Origin of the sequence: Olsenella sp. SW781, assembly GCF_012027725.1 — a bacterium.
GTDB lineage: Bacteria > Actinomycetota > Coriobacteriia > Coriobacteriales > Atopobiaceae > Thermophilibacter.
In genome coordinates this window covers 1-20,968 of sequence record NZ_SJOU01000017.1, presented here as the reverse complement: position 1 = coordinate 20,968, position 20,968 = coordinate 1, and the positions used below count along the sequence as shown (strand labels likewise).

Genomic DNA, 20,968 nt, shown 5'->3' with positions numbered 1-20,968 from the left:
GCACGAATGCGGGGCCTCGTGACCGCGTGATTGTAGCGCTACTTCTTCGCTACGAGGAGCGGGTCTCCGATCTTGACGAGCGGGCGGTCGCCGATGAGCGTGCCCGACGCGCCGACGTGGCGGATCTTGGCAAAGGCGTCCGGGTTGGAGATGACGCAGGCGATGACCTCGTCGTAGCCGGCGAGCTTGATGGCGTCGACGTCGAAGAGCATGATCGGCTGGCCGGCGTGGACCTCGTCGTTGGCCTCGACCAGGCGCTTGAAGCCCTTGCCCTTCATGTTGACCGTGCCGATGCCGATGTGGATGAGGACCTCGATGCCCTCGTGCGTGGCGATGCCGATGGAGTGGTTGGTCACCGTGGTGGCCCCGATGCGGCCGTTGACCGGCGAGTAGAGCACGCCGTTGCCGGTGGGGAGGATCCCGTAGCCGTTGCCGATGAGGCCGGCGGAGATGATCTCGTCGTTGACCTCCTCGAGCGGGATGAGCACGCCCGAGACGGGGGCATACACGGTGTCCGGGCGGGTGGCGAACGACGCCTCGGGGGGCGTGAACGTGCCGTCGTCAGAGACGAACTTGCTCTTGATCTTATCGAACAGTCCCATGGGTACCTCCTGTCTCTTCCCTTCCATTGCTTCATGGTACCGATGTTGCATGCGTGTTTCAGGTTCATTCGGCCAGCGGCGCAAAAGGGGACGGGCGAGACAGGGGGGGCGGTGAGACAAGGGGGGCGCGGTGAGACAAGGGGGACGGGTTCATTTGTCTCATGAATTCGATGAGACAAATGAACCCGTCCCCCTTGTCTCACCGTCCCCCTTTTGCGCTACCGCACGATGAGGCTGCGCGAGGTGAGGTAGGTCACGAGGAAGTAGCCGCCGTAGAGCGCCACCACGAAGGCCACCGTGCCCACGAGCGCCGTGCCGATCTGAAAGCCCGTGAGCAGCGCCACGATGTCGTTCACCACGCTGAGCGCCACGGCCGCGTGCGCCACGGCCACGACCAGCGGGAAGAGGAAGTACACCCCCACCTGGGCGAGAAGCGCGCGGTTGATCATGCGCCGCTCGGCGCCGAGCTCGGCGAGGACGCGGTAGCGGCCCACGTTGTCCGCCGCCTCGGAGAGCTGCTGCAGGGCGAGCACCGTGGCACAGCTCACGAGCAGGACCACGCCGATGTAGATGGCCAGGTAGGTGACCACGACGGTGGTGCCGGAGGCCTGGTCGAGCAGGCCTTGGGCGGTCGTGCGCATCCAGACCGGCCAGGCGTCGAGCGTGGAGCCCTGGCCCATGATGTCGCCGTAGGCCTCGTCAATCGCGGTGACGGCAGCGGGCTCAACCTCCGCGCGCTCGCCCGCGTACATGAGGTTCACCCCGGTCGAGGTGGGACCGGCGTCAGCCGGAATCAGGTCGTCGGGGACGACGAGCGCGCCCGACACCGTGCCGCCGGCGCTCGAGTCCGAGAAGGGCAGGCGCGCGAGCGGCTCCGCGGCGAAGCGCAGCGTCCGACCCTGGACCTCGACCTCGGGGTTCTGCGCGACCACGGCCTCCCAGAGCTCGTCAAGGGACGACATGTCGTTCCAGAGCAGGCACTCGTCGGCCGCGAGCTCCACGTTCTTCTCGCCCAGCATCTGGGCCAGGGCGTTGTACTGCGAGACCGGCACGATGACGAGGTGCTGGTCCGTGTTGCCCTGCATCATGGTCTGCATGGTGGCGTTGCCCGTGAAGTCCGTGTTGGCGAAGAGCTCCTCCACCGTGGTGTCCACGAGCAGGTTGCCCTCGGCGTCGTAGGTGTACTGGTTGACCTGGACGGCGTCCGAGAAGATCTCGTCGTAGTCGGGGATGTCCGCGCGCAGGCGGGCGATGGCGTCGTAGCCGTCCGCAGCGGCGGGGCCCTCCTCGGGGTCGGCGGAGACGAGCGCCGAGGCCATGCCCATGGGGTAGCTCACGAGCGACATGTCGTAGCGCGTGCCCACCTTGAGGCTCTCGTTCATGCCCGTGGCAACCGAGAAGCCCGTGCACACGCCGCAGATGGCGAGGAAGAGCATCGCGCACACCAGGGAGACGGAGAGCCACGCGGTGTTGATGCGGCTGTTGAGCTGGCGCATCACGAACATGTTGAGGCCAGAGAGGTAGGCGCGCGGGCTCGCCTGGAGCGCGCGGAGGGCAAATCCGGAGATCGAGAAGAAGAAGAGCAGGGTGCCCACCGTGACCAGGCCCGTGGCGATGGCGAAGTACGGGCCCTCCTCCATCATGCCGTGCTCGAGCAGGACCTTGTACGCCACGCCGATGAGCGCGAGCGACACGAGGAAGAGCACCACGGAGAGCGGCAGGCTGCGCAGGCGGACCTTCTCGCTCACCTTGTCCGCGTTGATGAGGTCGATGAGCTTGTAGCGGCTGACCGTGGTCACGTTGAAGACGAGCGTCACGAGGAAGATGCCCGCGAAGCACGCCATCGTGGAGAGGCACGCGGACGGCGAGAAGGCAAAGACGAAGCCCTTGATCGTGGCCTCGAAGAGCCCGGCTGTGACGTACATCATGACCTGCGAGAGGCCGATGCCCAGCAGCAGGCCCACCGCCAGCGCGACCACGCCCACGACGAGCGTCTCTATGACGACGATCCACGAGACGTGCCGGATGTCCATGCCCAGCGTGAGGTAGATGCCAAACTCGCGCTTGCGCCGCCGGATGAGGAAGCGGTTGGCATAGACGACGAGAAACCCGAGGATGATGACGACGAACACGGAGAGGCCGGAGAGGATGTCCGCGAGGCCCTGGACCATGCGGCGCTGGTCGGCCGCCATCTGGATGACGGCAGTCTGGTCGGTGATCGAGCCGAAGGCGTAGAACACGCAGACGCCGACGGCGAGCGTCAGGAAGAAGACCGAGAAGTCCCGGAAGGACTTGCGGACGTTGCCGAGCGCGATCTTAGCGTACATCTGCCCCCTCCCCTCCCAGGAAGGACACGACGTCCATGATCTCGTCGAAGAAGGCCTTGCGCGTCTTGTCGCCGCGGACGATCTCGTTCCAGACGCGGCCGTCCTTGAGGAAGAGGGCGCGGCGAGCGTAGCTCGCGGCGAAGGAGTCGTGCGTGACCATGATGATCGTGGCGCCGTCGGCGTTCAGGGCCTCGAGGCTCTCGAGCAGGCGGCGGGAGTTCTTGGAGTCGAGGGCGCCCGTGGGCTCGTCGGCGAGCACGAGCGAGGGGTCGGTCACGATGGCGCGGGCCGCGGCCACGCGCTGCTTCTGGCCGCCGGACATCTCGTGCGGGAACTTGTCGAGGACGTCCGCGACGCCGAGGCGCTCCGCCACGCCGGTCACGCGCGCGACGACCTCCTTGGCGGGGGCGTGGTTGATCGTGAGCGCAAGTGCGATGTTCTCGCGCGCGGTGAGGGTGTCCAGCAGGTTGGAGTCCTGGAAGACAAAGCCCAGGCGCTCGCGGCGGAAGCGGGAGAGCTGCCCGGGGCGCAGGGCGGTGATGTCCTGGCCGTCCACGAGGATGTGGCCGGAGGTAGGCCGGTCGATCGTGGAGATGCAGTTCAGGAGCGTGGTCTTGCCCGAGCCGGACGGACCCATGATGGCGATGTACTCGCCGGCGGCAACGTCGAAGGACACGCCGTCGAGGGCGCGCGTGACGTTGGAGCGGGTGCCGTAGAGCTTCTCCACGTCCTGGCAGACAAGGACCGGCTGGGCAGGCTGGGCGGATCGGATGTGAGCGGGTGCCATGGGGGGCTCCTCTCGTGTGGCGTTCTGGTACAAGACCATACTCGCCCGGCGAGAAGGACGGTGCCATCGGCGGGGCTTATCGCTTCCTTATGGTTTCGTAAGGGTGAGACAAGGGGCGGTCGTGCAAAGGGGACCGTGCAAAGGGGACAGTCACTTTTGCACGCGAACACCGTGCAAAAGTGACTGTCCCCTTTGCACGGTCCCCTTTGCACGGCCCCTTTGTGTCACGCGCGGTCGACCATGTCGGGGAAGCTCAGGTACACGGTGGTGCCCGAGCCCTCCTCGGACTCCAGCGCGGCGCGGACGCCCATCTTCTCGCAGAGCTCGCGCACGAGGTAGAGGCCCATGCCGGTGGAGCGGGCGAAGCGCCGGCCGTTCTCGCCCGTGAAGCCCTTGTCAAACGCGCGGCCCACGTCGGAGGCCGGCATGCCCACGCCGTCGTCGGCGATCGCGAGCACCGTCTCCCACGCGTCGAGGCCCGTCTCCCGCCGCGTGGCCGTGATGCGCACGCGACCCCGACCGTCCTTCTCGCTGCGGTACTTCGCGCTGTTCACGAGCACCTGGCCGATCACGAAGGAGAGCCACTTGGGGTCGGCGCGCACCGTGAGGTCGAGCCCCTCCAGCTCCGGCGTCACGCGGGCGCCAATCAGCGTGCGGGCCTTGTGGCGCAGCGCGTCGCGCACCACGTCGGCGAGGAGGACCTCGCGAATCTGGAAGTCGCGCTCGAGCGAGGTGCCGCGCGAGTAGTAGAGCGCCTGCTCGACGTAGCCCTCGATGGCGTCGACCTCGGCGTCCAGGGCGTCCACCTCGGGAGAGGGGTTGTTCTTCGCGATGAGGTGCGCCGCGGCTATGGGCGTCTTGATCTCGTGCACCCAGGTCTCCACGTACTCGCGGTACTCGCGCTGCCGGCGGCGCGCGGCGGCGATGCGGTCGCGCATGGCCCGGGACTCGCGGTCGAGCGCGTCGTAGAAGAGCTCGCCCTCGAGGAAGTCCGGCCGCCCGACGAGCTCCGTGGCGAGGTACGTCTCGTCGAGCGAGTCGAGCATGTCGGAGAGCCGCTGGTAGAACGTGCGGCGGTGCAGCCAGTCGAGCAGCAGGGCCACGGCGGCGGCGAGCACAAGCACGCCGCAGACAAACGCCACGGCGGCCGGGTCGAGGCCGTAGACGCCCATGACGAGCGCGGCGAACGCGAGCGCCGCCGTGCCTACGACCAGCGGGACCAGCCGGTCGGCGATGTACGCGCCAAAGCCCATGTGTCCTCCCTCGCGTGCCAGTGGCAGACGCCGGCGGCACGTTGCCTCACTCCACCAGATACCCCATGCCGCGCTTGGTGAGCACGAAGTTCTCCACGCCGATCTTCGCGAGCGTCGAGCGCAGGTGGCTGACGTTCACCGTGAGCGTGTTGTCGTCGACGAACTCGTCGGACGCCCACAGCTCCTCCTGGATGCGCTGGCGGCTCACCACCGCGCCCGCGTTGCGCATGAGCAGCGCCAGGATGCGCAGCTCGTTCTTCGTGAGCTCGGCGGTGCGGCCGCCCGCGCTCACGCGGCAGCGCGCCGTGTCCAGCGTCACGCCGCCGTGGCATATCTCCGCGGCCGCCGCGCCCTCGCCGTAGCTGCGCTTGAGGACCGTCGCCACATGGGCGAGGAGGACCTGGTCGTTGTAGGGCTTGGGAACGAAGTCGTCCGCGCCGAGGGAGAGCGTGAGCAGCTCGTCCATGTCGTTGTCGCGGCTCGTCACCACGATGATGGGGACGTCGCTCTTGCGGCGCACCTCGCGGCAGACGTACTGGCCGTCCACGCCGGGAAGGTTGAGGTCCAGGAGCACGAGGTCGGGCGCGACGGAGAGGATCTGGCCGGCGGTGTCCGCGAAGTCCGTGAGCGCCACGGCCTCGTAGCCGTTGCGCCCGAGAAGGACGCAGAGCTCGTCGCGCAGCCGAGCGTCGTCCTCAACCACCAAAAGGCGTCTCATGGGGCCTCCTGTCCGCAGGTTCTTCTCGCCACGAGGGTAGCACAGCGGCACGGCGCGGCGAGAAGGACGGAGGTGCGGACGGCGGGCGTTGCGTGAGCGGGGGTTATGGCAATCCCGGCGCCTAGCGCGTTGCCGGAAGAGGGGTTATGGCAATCGGTCCAGGACGCCAACTGCGCGTTCTTCTCGCCCCGCCGCGCTTTTCGGGGTTATGGCAGCCGCGCCGCTGCCATAACCCCCGTCCGCGCAACGCCCGTCCGCCCCAAACTGCCACGACCCCCGAAATCGCAACGCAACGTCACATGAACGTTACCGGTCGCGGAGTCGCGCGCCCCTCCCGGCGCGTCCGCGTCTATCATGTCCCCTACGTGTGACAAGACCGGAAAGGCCCCGTATGACCATCGTCGACATGCTGCGCGCCAACGCCGAGAAGTACCCGAGCGAGGTCGCCCTCGTGGAGGTCAACCCCGAGCGGCGCGAGAACCGCCACATCACCTGGCGCGACTACGACCTCGTGGAGACCACCGACGACGAGCCGTTCCGCCGCGAGATGACGTGGTCCGTCTTTGACGAGAAGGCCAACCGCTTTGCCAACCTGCTGCTCAGCCGCGGCGTGCGCAAGGACGACAAGGTGGCGATCCTGCTCTACAACTGCATCGAGTGGCTGCCGCTCTACTTTGGCGTCCTCAAGTCGGGCGCCACGGTGGTGCCGCTGAACTTCCGCTACTCCGCCGACGAGATCGAGTACTGCCTTGACAAGGCGGACGTGAACATCCTCGTCTTTGGCCCGGAGTTCATCGGTCGCGTGGAGGAGATCGTGGACCGCATCCACGCCGGTCGCCTGCTCTTCTACGTGGGCGACGACTGCCCCACCTGGGCCGAGAGCTACCGCGAGCTGGCTTCCTTATGCTCCTCGGCCGACCCCCGCGTGCCCCTCTCCGAGCACGAGGACGCGGCCATCTACTTCTCCTCCGGCACCACCGGCTTCCCCAAGGCGATCCTCCACAACCACGAGAGCCTCACGCAGGCCGCCGAGATGGAGCAGCGCCACCACGGCCAGACCCACGACGACGTGTTCCTGTGCATCCCGCCGCTCTACCACACGGGCGCGTGCATGCACTGGATGGGAAGCCTGCTCGTGGGCGGGCGCGGCGTGCTGCTGCGCGGCGTCTCGCCCAAGACGGTGCTGGAGACCGCGTCCAGCGAGGGGTGCACCATCGTGTGGCTGCTCGTGCCGTGGGCGCAGGACATCCTCGTGGCCATCGAGGAGGGGACGGTGAGGCTGGAGGACTACCACCTCGACCAGTGGCGCCTCATGCACATCGGCGCGCAGCCGGTCCCCGCGAGCCTCATCCAGCGCTGGCGCGCGGTCTTCCCGCACCACGACTACGACACCAACTACGGCCTCTCGGAGTCGATGGGCCCCGGCTGCGTGCACCTGGGCGTGGAGAACATCGACCACGTGGGCGCCATCGGCGTGCCCGGCTACCGCTGGGAGTGCAAGATCGTGGACGAGCGCGGCGCCGAGGTGGCGGCAGGCGAGGTCGGCGAGCTCTGCGTCAAGGGGCCCGGCCTCATGGAGTGCTACTACAAGGACCCCGAGGCCACGGCGGAGACGCTCATCGACGGCTGGCTCCACACCGGCGACATGGCCCGGCGCGACGAGGAGGGGTTCTACTGGCTCGTCGACCGCAAGAAGGACGTCATCATCACGGGCGGCGAGAACCTCTACCCGGTGCAGATCGAGGACTACCTCATGGGCCATCCCGCGATCAAGGACGTGGCCGTGATCGGCCTGCCCGACGAGCGCCTGGGAGAGATCGCCGCCGCCATCATCGAGCTCAAGCCGGACGCCGCGCCCCTCACGGAGGAGGACGTCGACCGGTTCTGCAAGGGGCTGCCGCGCTACAAGCGGCCCCGTAGGGTCATCTTTGCCCCCGTGCCGAGAAACCCCACGGGCAAGATAGAGAAGCCGGCGCTTCGCGCGAAGTACGGGGCCGACGCCCTCGTCGCCCGCGAGACCCGCCACTAGGCGTGCAGGGGGGGCGGCGGCGTGCAAAGGGCGTGCAAAGGGGACAGTCACTTTTGCACGCTAGGACCGAAAGCGTGCAAAAGTGACTGTCCCCTTTGCACGCCCTTTGCACGCCGCTGCCCCCGCACATCCGCAGGAAAGGAGAGACATGGACAAGCACCTCATGTCCGGGAACGAGGCCATCGCCCAGGGCGCCTGGGAGGCGGGCGTGGCCGTGGGCGTGGGCTACCCCGGCACGCCGTCCACCGAGACGCTCGAGGCCCTCGTGCGCAAGGACGACGTCTACTGCGAGTGGTCCCCCAACGAGAAGGTCGCCTTCGAGGTGGGCCTCGGCGCCGCCATCGCCGGCGCGCGCTCGCTCGTCACGATGAAGCACGTGGGCGTGAACGTTGCCGCCGACCCCTTCATGGCTGCCGCGTCCACCGGCGTGAACGCCGGCCTCGTGCTCCTGGCCGCGGACGACCCGTCCTGCTACTCGTCTCAGAACGAGCAGGACTCGCGCTTCTACGCCGCCTTCGGCCGCATCCCCTGCCTCGATGTGGCCGACTCGCAGGACTGCTACGAGATGGCCCGCGCGGCCTTCGAGCTCTCCGAACGCTTTGACACGCCGGTCATGCTGCACGAGACCATGCGCATCGCGCACACCCGCACGCTCGTCTCCGCCGACGGCGCGCGCGAGGCCGTGGCCCCGCGCGACTACGCGGACGACATCCCCAAGTACGTCATGATGCCCGCCAACGCGGTCAAGCGCCGCGTGGTCGTGGACGAGCGCCAGGCGGCACTCGAGGAGTACGCCGAGACCTGCCCGTTCAACCACGTGGAGATGCGTGACGAGAAGATCGGCGTCATCTGCGCCGGTGCCGTCTACCAGCACGTCCGCGAGGCGCTGCCCGAGGCCTCCACGTTCAAGCTCGGCCTCGCCTGGCCGCTGCCCGCCCGCGCGCTCGCGGACTTTGCCGCGTCCGTCGACGCGTGCTACGTCATCGAGGAGGCGAGCGACTACTTCTCCTCGCGCGTCCGCGCCCTCGGCATCGCACTCGCCGAGCCGCCCGCCGCGCCGCTCCCCGTTGCCGGCGAGCTCAAGCCGCAGCTCATCCGCGCCGCCTTCGGCGTGGAGCAGCCCGCGCACCTCGACCCCGCCACCGACCTCCCGCCGCGCCCGCCGGCGTTTTGCCCCGGCTGCCCGCACCGCCTCGTCTTCTGCGAGCTGCGCCGGCTCAAGGCCATCGTCACCGGCGACATCGGCTGCTACACGCTCGGCGCCGTCGCGCCCTACGGCGCGTGCCACACGGTCATCGACATGGGCGCCTCGCTCTCCATGGCGCACGGCATGGAGCTCGCCGGCGCGCCCGAGCGCACCGGCCGCCCCGTCGTGGGCGTCATCGGCGACTCCACCTTCGCGCACTCCGGCATTACGAGCATGCTCGGCACCATCTACAACGGCGGCACCGGCACCCTCTGCATCCTGGACAACCGCACCACGGCCATGACCGGCACGCAGGGCAACCCCGTGAACGGCGTCACCCTCACGGACAGCTCGCACAGAATAGGCCCGCTGGACAACCCCACCGGCAAGGCGCTCGACCTTCTCGCCCTGTGCCGCGCGATGGGCGTGGAGGACGTCGTCGAGGTTAACGCGCAGGACCTGGCTGCCGTGCGCTCCGCTCTCAAGGCCGCCACGTCCGCGACCGACCGCCTCTCCGTCATCGTCTTCAAGGCGCCGTGCCGCCTCATCGACCGCAGCCGCGGCAAGCTGCCCACCATCCGCAACTGCCGCGCGTGCGGCCAGTGCATCAAGATCGGCTGCCCCGCCCTCGGGCGCGCCAAGGACGGCACCGCCGCGATCGACCCCACGCAGTGCGTCGGGTGCGACCAGTGCGTCCAGTCCTGCCCGTTCGGCTGCATCACGAAGGAGTAAGCAATGGCTGATACCGAGAAGAGCGTGCAAAGGGGACAGACACTTTTGCACGGCACCAAGACCATCCTCCTTGTGGGCGTGGGCGGCCAGGGCACGATCCTCGCGGGCAAGCTGCTGGCGACGGTCGCCGCCGGCGCCGGGCTCGACGTCAAGGTCTCCGAGATCCACGGCATGAGCCAGCGCGGCGGCTCGGTGAGCACGGTCATCCGCCTGGGCGAGCACGTCTCCACCATGGTCTGCGACGACGGCTGCGCCGACGTGGTGGTGGCCTTCGAGGCCGTGGAGGCCCTGCGCGCCCAGCACTACCTCGCCGAGGGCGGCACGATGTTCGTCAACGACGAGGAGATCACGCCCGTCTCCGTGAACATCGGCAACTTCACGATGCCCGAGCGCGTGGACGATCGCCTGCGCGAGCTGGGCGCCCACCTGCTGGACGCCGGCGTGATCGCGCGCGGCCTCGGCGCCCCCTGCTCCACCAACGTGGTGCTCGTGGGCGCGCTCTCGACGGCGCTGCCCTTCGACGCCGAGCTCTGGTGCGACGCCGTGCGCGCGTGCGTACCGCCCAGGACGGTGGAGGCCAACCTCGCGGCCTTCGACGCCGGCCGCGACGCCGCGCTTCGCGGCGAGGCGCGCTAGCGAGGGAGGGGCAGCCCGCCCTTCTCGGCGCCCGCCCTTCTCGGCGCCCGCCCTTCTCGGCGCCAGAAACGACGTGGCCCCGGCCGCCCGCATGGGAGGCCGGGGCCCTTTTCGTCTGGTGGGCTGGCGCGTCCCCCGACCACGCCAACCCATTGCGTTCGGGGGATGTAAAGCAATCATACCCCATTTTCCTGCCCGTATTCCCCCACGACTCGTTTGCCGCCCGCACCGACGCTGCGTCATGCCCTTCTCCCCGAACAAATCCGACCGTCCGCGAACGCGCCGCTCCCGCAGGGGCTCGCGCGGGGTAGGCTTTTGTAATCCGCAAGTAAACCGACTTAGGTGGTGATTTCCATGGGTCAGTACGTCGTGGTTGAGAACGAGGGCCGCTACTGCTTCAACCTCTGCGCCAGCAACGGGCACATCCTCATGTCTTCGATCATCTTCCCGTCCAAGGACGAGTGCCTGCACGGAATCGAGTGCGTGCGCGCCTCCGCCGCCGACGCCGAGATCGAGGACAGCACCGTTGACGCCTTCGATCGCGAGCCCACGCCCAAGTTCCGCATCTACGAGGACTTCGACGGCCACTTCTTCTTCCGCTTCATCACGCACGAGGCGGGCGACATCGCGCGCTCGCACACCTATGAGCTCAAGGAGTCCCTGCTGCGCCGCATCGAGCGCACGCGCGCGGAGTGCGACTCCTCCCTCGCCGCCGACGAGAACTAACGGCTGGCGATAAGAACGTTGACTCGGCACGCCCCCGGGACCTACGCTCCCGGGGGCGTCTGTCAATTGGGGACGTGTTTTTTCTCTCAGAGATTTTGGGACAGGCTTTCAGCGGATGGGGGCTGCGATGGACATGACGGGCGTGAGGCTCACGGAGCTCGTGGAGGCCGCCGGGTGCGCGGCCAAGATCGCGCCGGGCGAGCTTGCGGGCGTGCTGGCGGGGTTGCCGCACCTGGACGCGCCGGAGCTCGTGGTGGGCTTTGACGCCTCCGACGACGCGTGCGTGTGGGACCTCGGCGACGGCCGCGGGCTCATCGCCACGACGGACTTCTTCCCGCCCATGGTGGACGACCCGTTCCTGTTTGGCCAGGTCGCGGCCACCAACGCGCTTTCGGACGTCTATGCGATGGGCGGCCGGCCCGCGATGGCGCTCAACCTCCTGTGCTTCCCCAACTGCCTGGGCATCGAGGTCGCCGGGCAGATTCTGGCCGGCGGCGCCGAGACGTGCCGTCGCGCCGGGTGCGTGGTCGCGGGAGGGCACTCGATCAACGACCACGAGCCCAAGTACGGCCTCGCCGTGACGGGGTTCGTCGCGCTGGACGAGCGCCTTGAGAACGGCGGCGCGCAGGTCGGCGACGCGCTCGTTCTCACCAAGGCGCTTGGCACGGGCGTCCTCACCACCGCGCACAAGGGGGGGCTCCTCGACGACGCCGGCGTGCGCGTGGCAACGGACTCCATGACCACGCTCAACGAGGCGCCGATTCGCCTGGCGCGCGAGCTGGGATGCTGGCCGCACGCGGCCACCGACGTCACGGGCTTCTCGCTCATGGGGCACTCCTGCGAGATGGCCGAGGCCTCGGGCGCCACGCTCCAGATCGACGCCGCCGCCGTGCCCGTCATGGCCCGCGCCCGCGAGATGGCGGCGCTCGGCCTCATCCCCGCCGGTGCCTACCGCAACAGGGACTTCTTCGGCCCGCGCGTGGCGCTCGACAACGCGCTTCCGCTCGACCTCGCCGACGTGCTCTTTGACCCGCAGACCTCAGGCGGCCTGCTCCTCGCGCTGGGCGAGTCGGACGCGGAGCGGCTCGTCTCCGCCCTGCGCGGCGAGGGCCTCCCCGCCGCGGTCATCGGCCGCGCCGTCCCGCACGGCGAGAAGAGCGTCGTCGTGGCGTGATACGAAGGGACGGTCCCTTCGTATCATCTGCCGAGAAGATCGGCGAGGTTGCGGGTGAACCGCTCGCGGTCGTCGTCCGTGAAGGCCGCCGGCCCGCGCGTGCGGCCGCCGGCGCGGCGCACCTTCTTCTCCTCGTGGCGGATGAAGAGGTCCATGTCGATCGTCGCTTTGGTGTAGACGCGCCCGCGCACGCCAATGGCCGCCGCTCCGCGCCCCAGCACCATGCTCGCGAGGCCGATGTCCTGCGTGACCACCACGTCGTCCGGCTGCAGGCGCTCCACGATGGCAAAGTCCGCGCTGTCCGCACCGATGGACACGTCGAGCACGTCCACCCAGAAGCCGCCGTGCGTGGCGTCGCGGCCACGGGCCCGCTCGGGGCCGCGCTGGTCATCCCGTCGGACGTGCCGTTCAAGGTTCTGCGTGGTGTTTCCCACAATGACCACCGGCACCCGCGCCCGTCGCGCGCAGGCGAGGGCCTCGCGCGTGACCGGGCACGCGTCGGCGTCAATGTAGAGGGTACGACTGTGGGCCACCCGCTCCTCCTCTTAGCGCGCCTCGCCCCCATACCAGCGGCGCAGCGTGGGCAGCACCGCGCCGAGCAGCGACGCCGCCTCGTCCGTCGTCCAGCCCATCGCCTTGGCCATGCGCGGGGCGCAGTCCTCGATCATCTCGTCCATTGTGACGTCCTCGACGTATGCGCCGTCATCGTAGCACCACCGGCAGAGGTCCCCCACCTCGGAGCCGTCCGCCTCGTGGCCGTGCTGGTCGGGCGCGGTGAACATCATGCCGCAGCTCTGGCAGTAGTGCTCGGGCATGTCCAGAAGGGCGCTCACGGGCACGTCGAGCTCGCGGGCGATGAGCTTGATCATGTCGATGCCGGGCTCAGTGGCACCGGTCTCCCAGCGACTGACTGCCTGGCGGGTGATGTAGAGCCTTCGCGCCAGCTCCTCCTGCGTGAGCCCTCGCTCGCGCCGCAGGCGGGACAGCACGTCCTTGAGCATGAGCATGGGACGTCTCCTCTCATCCGGATTCTTCTCCCCCATTGTCCGGGGGGCGGCGCAAGAGCCAAGCAACAGATCGTTGCGCGGACTACCCCCTGGCAAGCTCACGCTGCACGCGCTTGGGCAGCTTGGCAACAACGAGCCTGTAGCTCAGGTCGCAGAGGTCGAGCACGAGCCCCTCAGGCAGGTCGGCGTCGAGGTCCACCGAGATCCACGTGCGCCCGTCGGAGTAGTAGCCGGGCAGGACCGCGTCCGGCCACTCGGCACGCAGCTCCAGGATGCGGTCGGGATCGCACTTGAGCGAGAGCAGGTGACGCCCGGCATAGGGAGCCTTGGCGTCGGGCGCGACCATGAGCTCGCAGGCAAACTGCCGGCCACCCACCCAGTACACCATCCAGCCCCACTTCTCGTGAAGCGCCTTGGTGGCGCCGGCGAGCGAGAGCAGGCGCTTGTCGACATTCGCAAAGTCCATGGCGGCCCCCAATCAGGGAAACGGATTGCCCTGCCAAAGGCTACCAGACAGAAATAGGCCGGGGCACCGTCTTCGGCGACCCCGGCCCGTCAGTCACGCCCCGCCGCGTCTACGCGTTGAGCTTCTCCTTAAGGGAGAGCAGCTCACGATAGGTGTCGGCGAAGTTCAGCGCCATGAGCTTGCAGGTCTCGGCGCTCGCCATCTGGTCCTCGGCGTGGAGGAGGAGCAGCGGCAGCGTCTTCTTGCCCGCGCCGGACGCCTCGGCCTGGAGCAGCCTCATGTGAACCTCGTGGCCGCCGTTGTACGCCTCGTCGCCCTGCTTGACCAGGTCGGCCGCCGCGTCGAAGTCGCCCTCCTTGGCCTTGGCGATCGAGTTGACGTAGCAGGACTTGGCGGTGCCCACGTAGCTGATGATCTCGAAGCAGATCTGCTCGAGCTCGTCCATGTCTTCCATCTCAGCCTCCTCGCTGGCTAGCCGAGCATCTTCTTGACGTCGTCGAGAATCTTGGCGGCGTTCATGCGACCGTAGTCGACCATCGGGATGACGGCGACGGGGATGCGCCCCTCGACGGCCTTCTCGAAGTCGCCCTTCGCGTAGCCGATCTGGGGCCCAAGGAGGATGACGTCGGCCTCGTTGATGTGGTCCATGGCCTCGTTCATCGGGCGCGCCTCGATTGCGACCTCCTCGCCGCGGCTCGCGGCCTCCTTCTGCATCTTCTGGACGAGCAGGCTCGTGGACATGCCCGCGTTGCAGCACAGCATAATCTTCATGATCTGTCCTTTCCGACCGGCATACCGGTCCGTTGCATCCGACGACCGCCAGATGACGGTCACCGCTTCTTGACATGGGACCCCTCCGGGGGGCACCCTCTGCGGACGAGCTGGTATGGCCCGTCCGCAGAGAGCAGGGGGAACTACGCGACTACTCCTGAGCTATCTCGAACTGCTTGCGCTGCGCGGTCTCCGATGCCTTCATGAAGGGCAGGTAGATCAGCGTGAAGATTACCAGCAGCACGATCTGGAGAATGCCCGCGCGGATGTCGCCGCCCGTGGACAGGATGCCCGAGGCGATGATCGGGGTGGTCCAGGGCACCTGGATGCAGGTGGGGCTGACGAGGCCGATGACCGTGGCGAAGTAGCCGACGAGGATGCCGATGATGGTGTTGAGCACGAACGGAACCATGAGCGGGATGTTGAACACGATCGGGTAGCCGTAGATGACCGGCTCGTTGATGTTGAAGATGGCGGGCAGGATGCCGAGCTTGGCAACCTCGCGGGAGGGGCGCCACTTGCCCCAGATGAACGTTGCGATGAGCAGCGCCAGCGTGCAGCCCGAGCCTCCCATGAGCGCGTAGACGTTGATGGTGTTCATGTTGAGCCACAGGTCCGGACGGGCGATCACGGCGTCGATGCCGCCGGAGCTGTACACGCTCGTGGCCTCGACGAGCACGACCGTGAGGACGGGCTCGACGAGAACGCCGTTGATGGTGGACTGGTGGATGCCGAGGGTGAACAGGAACACACCGAGCGAGTAGATCACCACGAGGCCGATCGGGTTGGTGGTGAGGGCTCGCAGCGGGGTCTGGATGAAGGTGTTGATGAGAGCAGTGACGTCAGTCTGGAAGCCTGCGTGGAGAACCATCGAGAGCACGCCGAAGGCGCCCAGGGTGAGCAGCATCGGGATCAGGACGTTGAAGGACTTCTCGACCGCGGGCGGCACGCCCTCGGGCATCTTGATGCGCAGCTTCTCGACGCCCGAGACCTTGATGAAGAGCGTGGGCGCAAACAGGCCGATGATGATGGCGGTGAACATGCCGTTGGTGCCCGTGTAGTTGGTGATGAACGCGCTCGAGACCTGAGCGGTGGTCACCTCTTCGGCCACGTAGAGCGGCGATGACGCAGCAAGGTTGGCAGCCACCGTCTGCGGCATCATGATGAAGAAGACCGCGAGCGCCACCACCACGCACGAGACGGGGTTGTCGAAGCGCTTGTTGTTCGCGAAGCTGTAGCCCACCATGGCGCACAGCAGGATGGCCGAGATGGAGAGCGCGCCCTGCGTGAGCGAGTTGCCCCAGTACTGGGCCGTGGCGAGCACGTCGGCGTTCGGGAAGAGCCCGGGGCTGCTCGGGTCCGCGCTCCACAGGAACGTGAAGACAACGTTGTTGAGCAGCGCTGCGATGCCGGCGAGGATGAAGATCGGCATGATGGTGGCGAAGCCATCGCGCAGGCTGCGCAGGTGCACCTGGTTGCCGACCTTGGCGGAGACTTCCGCGAACTTGTCGAGGAAGCTTTGTCCGTTGGCCATGTCTTTCACTCCTAACTGAACTGTTGGAAACATTAGCCGTGCCATCGCGCCCCTCTCCAGGGGACGCGTATCCGATGGCCGGACCGAGGGGAGGGAGCCCGGGACCGTTCCCCCCGGTCCGGCCCAAGGACCTACTTCACCACGTGTGTCGCGACAACCTCCCTGAGCCACGCCGCGGACTTCTTGGGCCTGCGGTCGTAGTTCTCCATGAGGTCGACCTCGACGAAGCCGTAGCGGTTCTTGAAGGCGTTCGCCCAGGACCAGTTGTCGATGAGGCCCCAGTAGTGGTAGCCCTTGCACTTGGCGCCGTCGTCGATCGCGCGGGCGATCCAGGCGAGGTGGTCGCGCACGAAGTCGACGCGGTAGTCGTCCTGGATCTGGCCGCTCTCGTCGCGGTTCTTGTACTCGCCCTCGATGCCGATGCCGTTCTCGGACACGAACCACTCGAGGTCGGGGTACTCGTCGCGGCACTTCATGCCGAAGTCGTAGATGCCCTTGGGGTAGATCTCCCAGCCGCGGCTCTCGTTCATGACGCGATCGGGCCAGACGTAGGGCTCGGCGAAGAGCGGGTTGCCCCACTCGTCGCGGTCGCGGCTCGGCGCCTGCACGCGGCAGGGCTGGTAGTAGTTGCAGCCGAGCCAGTCCACGACGCCCGAGCGCAGGACCTCCTCGTCGCCGGGGCGCGCCGGGACGGGCGTCCCGAGGCGGGCGAGGGTCTCGAGCACGTCCGCAGGCAGGCTGCCCTTGGTCGCGAGGTCGAGCCACCAGCGCGTGGTGAGGCCGTCGTTCATGCGCAGCGCCTCGAGGTCGGCCTCGCTCGGGTCCTCCTTGGTGTAGGAGGGGCTGAAGTTGCACACGATGCCGATCCGCGCGTCCGGACGGAGCGCGCCCTCCTCGCGCGCCGCGCGGTAGCGGGCGACGCCGAGCGCGTGCGCGATCGAGATGTTGTACTGCGCCACCACGGCCTCGCGGAAGCTGTGGTGCTGCGGGTACCAGCCACCGTGCCAGTAGCGGTTCTCGGGCTCGACGCTCGGCTCGTTGAACGTGAACCAGTACCGGACCTCCTTGCCGAACTCGTGGAGCGCCTTCTCGACGTAGTTCGCGTACGCCTCGCAGGTCTCGCGGCTCTCCCAGCCGCCGCGGCGGAAGAGATAGGTGGGGAGGTCGAAGTGGTAGAGGGTCACGAAGGGCTCGAGCCCCTCCTCGCGCGCCGCGCGGAAGAGCTCGTGGTACCAGGCCGCGCCCTCGGGGTTGATGCTGCCGTCGGCATCGAGCAGGCGGCTCCACTGGATCGACGTGCGAAAGCTGTCAAGCCCGAGGCCCTTGAGGATGGCAAGGTCCTCCTTGTAGTGGTGCATGAAGTCGTTGCCCACGTAGGAGCCCACGCGGTTGTAGAACGCCTCGATGTCCTCGTTGGACCAGGTGTCCCACACGTTCTCAAGCTTGCCGCCTACGTTCCAGCCTCCCTCCGTCTGCGGACCGGACATCGCCGCCCCGAAGAAGAAGTTCTCGGGCAGGGTCAGTTCTGCCATAACGCCTCCGTTTCCTTGGTCGTCCTGCGCGGCCATTTGTCGCGCTTTGTTGATTTAATTGTAGCGCTTTTATTTTCTCTATGTAGCGGATTTATTGCCGACAAAGACGGGGACAAAGGAAGATAATGGATTACGTCAGACGAGAACCACGTCGATGAGCTGGGGTTTTACAGCCGACCAGCCCGACGGGGCGCAACGCGCACGAACCCGCACCCTCTTGCCTGACCGTAAAATCAAACCGCTCGCGGGCGAAACAAGACCGTTCGCGGAGCGCGTCGAGGACCGCGGGAAGCACGAGGGAGGCCGCCATGCTCAAGTACGAGACGATTGCCAAGAACATCCAGAGCCGCATCGAGAGCGGCGACCTCGCCCCCAACGACAAGCTGCCGACGGTCGTCGACCTCTGCGACCGCTACGGCGTGAGCAAGATCACCGTCAAGCGCGCCTTCGAGATCCTCACCGAGAAGGGCCTCATCGCCAGCAAGCGCGGGTCGGGCACCTACGTGAAGAACACCACCGAGCTCTTTGACACGGGGAGCGTCGACCCGCTGTTCGTGGGCGAGGACGGCACGCGGGAGGACACGTTCGGGTTCACCAGGTCCGACCAGCCGATCGGCTTCACCGCCTCGCACAGCGCGCGCGGGAGGAGCGTGAGCTCGGTGGTCTATGACTTCTCGGTCACGAACCCGCCCGAGAGCGTCGCGCGGCACCTGAGCATCTCCCCCGACGACTTCACCTACTACTTCTGCCGGGTGCGCTGCCTCGAGGGCGAGCCAATCACGATCGAGTACACGTACATGCCGATCGACGTAACGCCCGGCCTCAAGCGCGACCAGCTCTACCACTCCGTCTACTCGTTCGTCCAGGACACGCTCGGGCTCAAGATCTCGAGCTTCCACCGCATCATCCGCGCCGTGGGCGCGACCGAGGAGGAGGCCGGGCGCCTGCGGCTCGACGCGGGCGCCCCCCTGCTCGAGATCTCCCAGGTCGGCTTCCTCGACGACGGAACGCCCTTCGAGTTCTCCGTCGCACGCAGCAACGGCATGCGCTCCGAGCTGCGCGACGTGAACGTCATATAGGCAGCAGGCAGGGACAGGAGAAGGACATGAAGAAGCTGGCGGTTCTCGACGTAGGTGGCTCCGCGATCAAGTACTGCACCATGTGCGGTACGGATATCGAGGGCAAGGGGGAGGTGCCCACCCCCGACGGGGAGAGTCACGACCCCGAGGCATTCCTCGAGACCATCGAGGGCATCCTTGAGCGCATGGGAGACGTCGAGGGCCTGGCCCTCTCCATGCCCGGGGAGATCGATGCGCGCCAGAAGTACATTCGGACGGGCGGGGCGCTTCTCTACAACTACGGCGTCGACGTGACGGAGTGGGAGAGGCGCTTCGGTGTCTCGATCGAGGTCGAGAACGACGCGCGCTGCTCGGCGATTGCCGAGCTCTCTCGTGGCAACCTTCAGGGCGTCGACTGCGGCGTGGTGCTCGCGTTCGGGACGGGAATCGGTGGCGGGGTTATCGCCGGCGGCAAGGTCCTGCGGGGGGCGCACCTCTTTGCCGGTGAGGCATCGAAGGTCCTCACCTCCTGGCCCGAGAACCCCAGGAACCCCATCACAAGTGATCAGCTCTGGTCGTCTGCCTGCTCGACGAAGTCCCTGTGCGAGCGCGTTGCCCGAGCGAAGGGGATTGACGGCTGCGACGGGCGGCAGCTGTTCGGCTGGCTTGAGGACGGGGACGAAGTCGTTGCCGGCGTGTTCCGTCGGGTGTGCGACGAGATTGCCCTGCAGATTCACAACATCCAGTGCTGGCTCGACCCAGAGCGCATCTGCCTCGGCGGCGGCATCAGCCAGAACCCGCTCTTCGTGGAGGGCGTACGGGACGCGCACCGCCGCTTCAACGCCTCGTTCGACAACGCCTTCCCCGAGGCGGACATCGTGGCGTGCCGGTTCTTCAACGACGCCAACCTCATCGGCGCCTACGAGCACTTCCTCGCCATGGAGCAATCGCGCTGACATGCGCGCATTATAGAAATGCATAGCGTCAGGAGGTGCGGACGAAAAGTTGGACCATCGGGTCCGGACTGGAGGTCCGCATGTACTCTAAGGACGACGTCGAGCTCGCCCTCCTCGTCGTCGGGGAGGGCATGAGCAGGCGGGAGGCCGCCGAGCTGGTGGGCTGCGGGGAGACCGCGGTGCGCAACTGGGCGGCCGGCAGGCTCCCGCACTCGTGCCTCCCCTCGCCTAGAATCGGGGGCGTGGGGCGGCCGGAGGGAGCGCGCATGTGCCCGAGGGGCGTCTACGACCCGCCGGCGGTGGGGCCGCTCGCCGGCCTGGAGCCGACGCAGATGGAGAACATCCTGCTCAGGGCGGTGTTGGCCGACCTAAAAGCGGGCGGCTGGGGGCCGGGTTCGATCTCGAGCAGGAGCAAGTGCGAGCTCGGCGAGAGATTGAGGCTGGCGACCGGCCTGCCCCTCCGCTCGATCACCGGTTTCTTGAGGATATCGAGGAGCTCCTATGAGTGCCGCCGGGCGCGCCTCGGGCGCGACCGCCACGCGGCGCTGAGGGCCGAGGTGAGGGACGCCTTCGAGGCGGGGCGGGGCTGCTACGGCTACCGCCGCGTCCACGCGGAGCTGCGCCGCCGCGGCACGAGGGTCTCGGAGAAGGTGGTCCGGCGCCTGATGCGCGAGGAGGGCCTGGAGGCCCGCCGGCCCCGGCGGCGGCGCCTCGGCTCCTACGAGGGGGAGACCGACGAGAGACCGCCGAACCTGCCGCGCGAGCGCGCGGAGGCGAGGAGGGCGGCGGGCGAAGGCTACGCGCCCGACCACGACTTCTCCGCGGCGGCGCCCGGCGTGCTGGCCGTGACTGACGTCACCGAGCTCGCCATGGACGTCTACAAGTGCTACCTGAGCCCCGTGGTCGACTGCTTCGACGGGATGCCGGCGGCGTGGTCCCTGTCGCTCCACCCCGACTCGGCCCTCTGCTCGTCGTCCCTGCGCTCCTGCCTCGACTCGCTGTCGTCCGGGTCGGCGCCGACCGTGCACACCGACGGCGGCGGGCCCTACCGCTCGGCGGCCTGGAAGGCGCTGTGCTCGGAGCGCGGCGTGACGCGGTCGATGTCGCGGCCGGGGCGAAGCGGCGACAACGCCCCGGCCGAGGGCCTCTTCGGCACGTTCAGGACCGAGTTCCTCGAGCCCCTCGACCGGGCGGGCGTCGGCCTCGAGGAGCTGAGGGAGGCGATCGACGGCTACATGGAGTGGTACGGGGACGGGAGGCTCAAGCGCTTCGAGGAGCCCGGCGGAGGGCGCCGCTACGAGACGATCTCGGGGAGGCGCAGGCGGCTGGGGGTCCCGCTGTAGGATGTGTACAAGAAAATGTCCGCACCCCCTTGGAACCCCCCCCCAGACACCCGTCTCTTAGACACACCTGACGCTGCCGGCGGTCCGACGCGTGAGTGCCTCGGCGGGCTGCCGACACTCTGGAGTGAGTA

20 protein-coding genes are annotated in these 20,968 nt (G+C 67.9%); 8 read left to right on the top strand and 12 right to left on the bottom strand.

Annotated features, from left to right (window positions below):
• Positions 1–38 precede the first annotated feature (38 nt).
• From E0L17_RS09445 to E0L17_RS09425, 5 genes are all read right to left on the bottom strand, one after another.
• A complete protein-coding gene (locus tag E0L17_RS09445; RefSeq protein WP_167930988.1) occupies positions 39–602 on the bottom strand; it encodes a PTS sugar transporter subunit IIA in 564 nt (187 codons plus the stop codon).
• A gap of 218 nt (positions 603–820) precedes the next feature.
• On the bottom strand, positions 821–2,929 hold the full coding sequence (locus tag E0L17_RS09440) for an ABC transporter permease (protein WP_167930987.1): 2,109 nt from the start codon (positions 2,927–2,929) through the stop codon (positions 821–823).
• Positions 2,919–3,716: an ABC transporter ATP-binding protein gene (locus E0L17_RS09435; RefSeq protein WP_167930986.1), complete on the bottom strand. Its 798-nt coding sequence runs from the start codon at positions 3,714–3,716 to the stop codon at positions 2,919–2,921. The genes E0L17_RS09440 and E0L17_RS09435 overlap by 11 nt, the downstream gene beginning before the upstream one ends.
• A 224-nt stretch (positions 3,717–3,940) precedes the next feature.
• Entirely contained in the window at positions 3,941–4,969 is a 1,029-nt protein-coding gene (locus E0L17_RS09430; RefSeq protein ID WP_167930985.1) for a sensor histidine kinase, read from the bottom strand.
• A 46-nt stretch (positions 4,970–5,015) separates the two neighbouring features.
• Positions 5,016–5,687, bottom strand: coding sequence for a response regulator transcription factor (locus E0L17_RS09425; protein WP_167930984.1), 672 nt, complete (start codon positions 5,685–5,687; stop codon positions 5,016–5,018).
• A gap of 391 nt (positions 5,688–6,078) precedes the next feature.
• On the opposite strand from E0L17_RS09425, the gene E0L17_RS09420 reads away from it, so the two are divergent.
• The 5 genes from E0L17_RS09420 to selD all read left to right on the top strand — a co-directional run bounded on the left by E0L17_RS09420 (position 6,079) and on the right by selD (position 12,170).
• The gene (locus tag E0L17_RS09420) at positions 6,079–7,716 is read left to right on the top strand and encodes a class I adenylate-forming enzyme family protein (protein ID WP_167930983.1); all 1,638 of its coding nucleotides are present in this window, start codon (positions 6,079–6,081) and stop codon (positions 7,714–7,716) included.
• Positions 7,717–7,864: 148 nt separating this feature from the next.
• Complete coding sequence (locus E0L17_RS09415) at positions 7,865–9,634, top strand: thiamine pyrophosphate-dependent enzyme (protein WP_167930982.1); 1,770 nt, start codon at positions 7,865–7,867, stop codon at positions 9,632–9,634.
• A 3-nt stretch (positions 9,635–9,637) separates the two neighbouring features.
• Positions 9,638–10,270 (top strand): indolepyruvate oxidoreductase subunit beta, encoded by a 633-nt coding sequence (locus E0L17_RS09410; protein WP_167930981.1) that lies wholly within the window; start codon positions 9,638–9,640, stop codon positions 10,268–10,270.
• A 354-nt stretch (positions 10,271–10,624) separates the two neighbouring features.
• A complete protein-coding gene (locus tag E0L17_RS09405; RefSeq protein WP_167930980.1) occupies positions 10,625–10,996 on the top strand; it encodes a YegP family protein in 372 nt (123 codons plus the stop codon).
• Positions 10,997–11,129: 133 nt separating this feature from the next.
• Positions 11,130–12,170: a selenide, water dikinase SelD gene (selD, locus tag E0L17_RS09400; protein ID WP_167931011.1), complete on the top strand. Its 1,041-nt coding sequence runs from the start codon at positions 11,130–11,132 to the stop codon at positions 12,168–12,170.
• A gap of 23 nt (positions 12,171–12,193) precedes the next feature.
• Here selD and E0L17_RS09395 read toward each other — a convergent pair whose 3' ends face one another.
• The 7 genes from E0L17_RS09395 to E0L17_RS09365 all read right to left on the bottom strand — a co-directional run bounded on the left by E0L17_RS09395 (position 12,194) and on the right by E0L17_RS09365 (position 17,480).
• A complete protein-coding gene (locus E0L17_RS09395; RefSeq protein ID WP_167930979.1) occupies positions 12,194–12,703 on the bottom strand; it encodes a YaiI/YqxD family protein in 510 nt (169 codons plus the stop codon).
• Positions 12,704–12,715: 12 nt separating this feature from the next.
• Positions 12,716–13,177: a zinc ribbon domain-containing protein gene (locus tag E0L17_RS09390; protein WP_167930978.1), complete on the bottom strand. Its 462-nt coding sequence runs from the start codon at positions 13,175–13,177 to the stop codon at positions 12,716–12,718.
• An 82-nt stretch (positions 13,178–13,259) separates the two neighbouring features.
• Positions 13,260–13,643, bottom strand: coding sequence for an MmcQ/YjbR family DNA-binding protein (locus tag E0L17_RS09385; RefSeq protein ID WP_167930977.1), 384 nt, complete (start codon positions 13,641–13,643; stop codon positions 13,260–13,262).
• A 109-nt stretch (positions 13,644–13,752) separates the two neighbouring features.
• Positions 13,753–14,097: a PTS sugar transporter subunit IIA gene (locus tag E0L17_RS09380; protein ID WP_200799611.1), complete on the bottom strand. Its 345-nt coding sequence runs from the start codon at positions 14,095–14,097 to the stop codon at positions 13,753–13,755.
• Positions 14,098–14,114: 17 nt separating this feature from the next.
• Positions 14,115–14,414, bottom strand: a complete 300-nt coding sequence (locus tag E0L17_RS09375; protein WP_206109101.1) for a PTS sugar transporter subunit IIB — start codon at positions 14,412–14,414, stop codon at positions 14,115–14,117.
• Between the two features lie 151 nt (positions 14,415–14,565).
• A complete protein-coding gene (locus E0L17_RS09370) occupies positions 14,566–15,948 on the bottom strand; it encodes a PTS sugar transporter subunit IIC (protein ID WP_167930976.1) in 1,383 nt (460 codons plus the stop codon).
• Between the two features lie 131 nt (positions 15,949–16,079).
• Positions 16,080–17,480 (bottom strand): glycoside hydrolase family 1 protein, encoded by a 1,401-nt coding sequence (locus tag E0L17_RS09365; RefSeq protein WP_167930975.1) that lies wholly within the window; start codon positions 17,478–17,480, stop codon positions 16,080–16,082.
• A gap of 308 nt (positions 17,481–17,788) precedes the next feature.
• Between E0L17_RS09365 and E0L17_RS09360 the strand changes: the two genes are divergently transcribed.
• From E0L17_RS09360 to E0L17_RS09350, 3 genes are all read left to right on the top strand, one after another.
• Positions 17,789–18,559, top strand: a complete 771-nt coding sequence (locus E0L17_RS09360; RefSeq protein WP_167930974.1) for a GntR family transcriptional regulator — start codon at positions 17,789–17,791, stop codon at positions 18,557–18,559.
• 26 nt (positions 18,560–18,585) lie between these two features.
• Complete coding sequence (locus E0L17_RS09355; protein WP_167930973.1) at positions 18,586–19,494, top strand: ROK family protein; 909 nt, start codon at positions 18,586–18,588, stop codon at positions 19,492–19,494.
• Between the two features lie 80 nt (positions 19,495–19,574).
• Entirely contained in the window at positions 19,575–20,837 is a 1,263-nt protein-coding gene (locus tag E0L17_RS09350; RefSeq protein ID WP_167930972.1) for an IS3 family transposase, read from the top strand.
• Positions 20,838–20,968: the final 131 nt, after the last annotated feature.

Coding starts and splice junctions, on each gene's coding strand:
- E0L17_RS09445 (WP_167930988.1), bottom strand. CDS start 602: ATGGGACTGTTCGATAAGATCAAGAGCAAGTTCGTCTCTGACGACGGC.
- E0L17_RS09440 (WP_167930987.1), bottom strand. CDS start 2,929: ATGTACGCTAAGATCGCGCTCGGCAACGTCCGCAAGTCCTTCCGGGAC.
- E0L17_RS09435 (WP_167930986.1), bottom strand. CDS start 3,716: ATGGCACCCGCTCACATCCGATCCGCCCAGCCTGCCCAGCCGGTCCTT.
- E0L17_RS09430 (WP_167930985.1), bottom strand. CDS start 4,969: ATGGGCTTTGGCGCGTACATCGCCGACCGGCTGGTCCCGCTGGTCGTA.
- E0L17_RS09425 (WP_167930984.1), bottom strand. CDS start 5,687: ATGAGACGCCTTTTGGTGGTTGAGGACGACGCTCGGCTGCGCGACGAG.
- E0L17_RS09420 (WP_167930983.1), top strand. CDS start 6,079: ATGACCATCGTCGACATGCTGCGCGCCAACGCCGAGAAGTACCCGAGC.
- E0L17_RS09415 (WP_167930982.1), top strand. CDS start 7,865: ATGGACAAGCACCTCATGTCCGGGAACGAGGCCATCGCCCAGGGCGCC.
- E0L17_RS09410 (WP_167930981.1), top strand. CDS start 9,638: ATGGCTGATACCGAGAAGAGCGTGCAAAGGGGACAGACACTTTTGCAC.
- E0L17_RS09405 (WP_167930980.1), top strand. CDS start 10,625: ATGGGTCAGTACGTCGTGGTTGAGAACGAGGGCCGCTACTGCTTCAAC.
- selD (WP_167931011.1), top strand. CDS start 11,130: ATGACGGGCGTGAGGCTCACGGAGCTCGTGGAGGCCGCCGGGTGCGCG.
- E0L17_RS09390 (WP_167930978.1), bottom strand. CDS start 13,177: ATGCTCATGCTCAAGGACGTGCTGTCCCGCCTGCGGCGCGAGCGAGGG.
- E0L17_RS09385 (WP_167930977.1), bottom strand. CDS start 13,643: ATGGACTTTGCGAATGTCGACAAGCGCCTGCTCTCGCTCGCCGGCGCC.
- E0L17_RS09380 (WP_200799611.1), bottom strand. CDS start 14,097: ATGGAAGACATGGACGAGCTCGAGCAGATCTGCTTCGAGATCATCAGC.
- E0L17_RS09375 (WP_206109101.1), bottom strand. CDS start 14,414: ATGAAGATTATGCTGTGCTGCAACGCGGGCATGTCCACGAGCCTGCTC.
- E0L17_RS09370 (WP_167930976.1), bottom strand. CDS start 15,948: ATGGCCAACGGACAAAGCTTCCTCGACAAGTTCGCGGAAGTCTCCGCC.
- E0L17_RS09365 (WP_167930975.1), bottom strand. CDS start 17,480: ATGGCAGAACTGACCCTGCCCGAGAACTTCTTCTTCGGGGCGGCGATG.
- E0L17_RS09360 (WP_167930974.1), top strand. CDS start 17,789: ATGCTCAAGTACGAGACGATTGCCAAGAACATCCAGAGCCGCATCGAG.
- E0L17_RS09355 (WP_167930973.1), top strand. CDS start 18,586: ATGAAGAAGCTGGCGGTTCTCGACGTAGGTGGCTCCGCGATCAAGTAC.
- E0L17_RS09350 (WP_167930972.1), top strand. CDS start 19,575: ATGTACTCTAAGGACGACGTCGAGCTCGCCCTCCTCGTCGTCGGGGAG.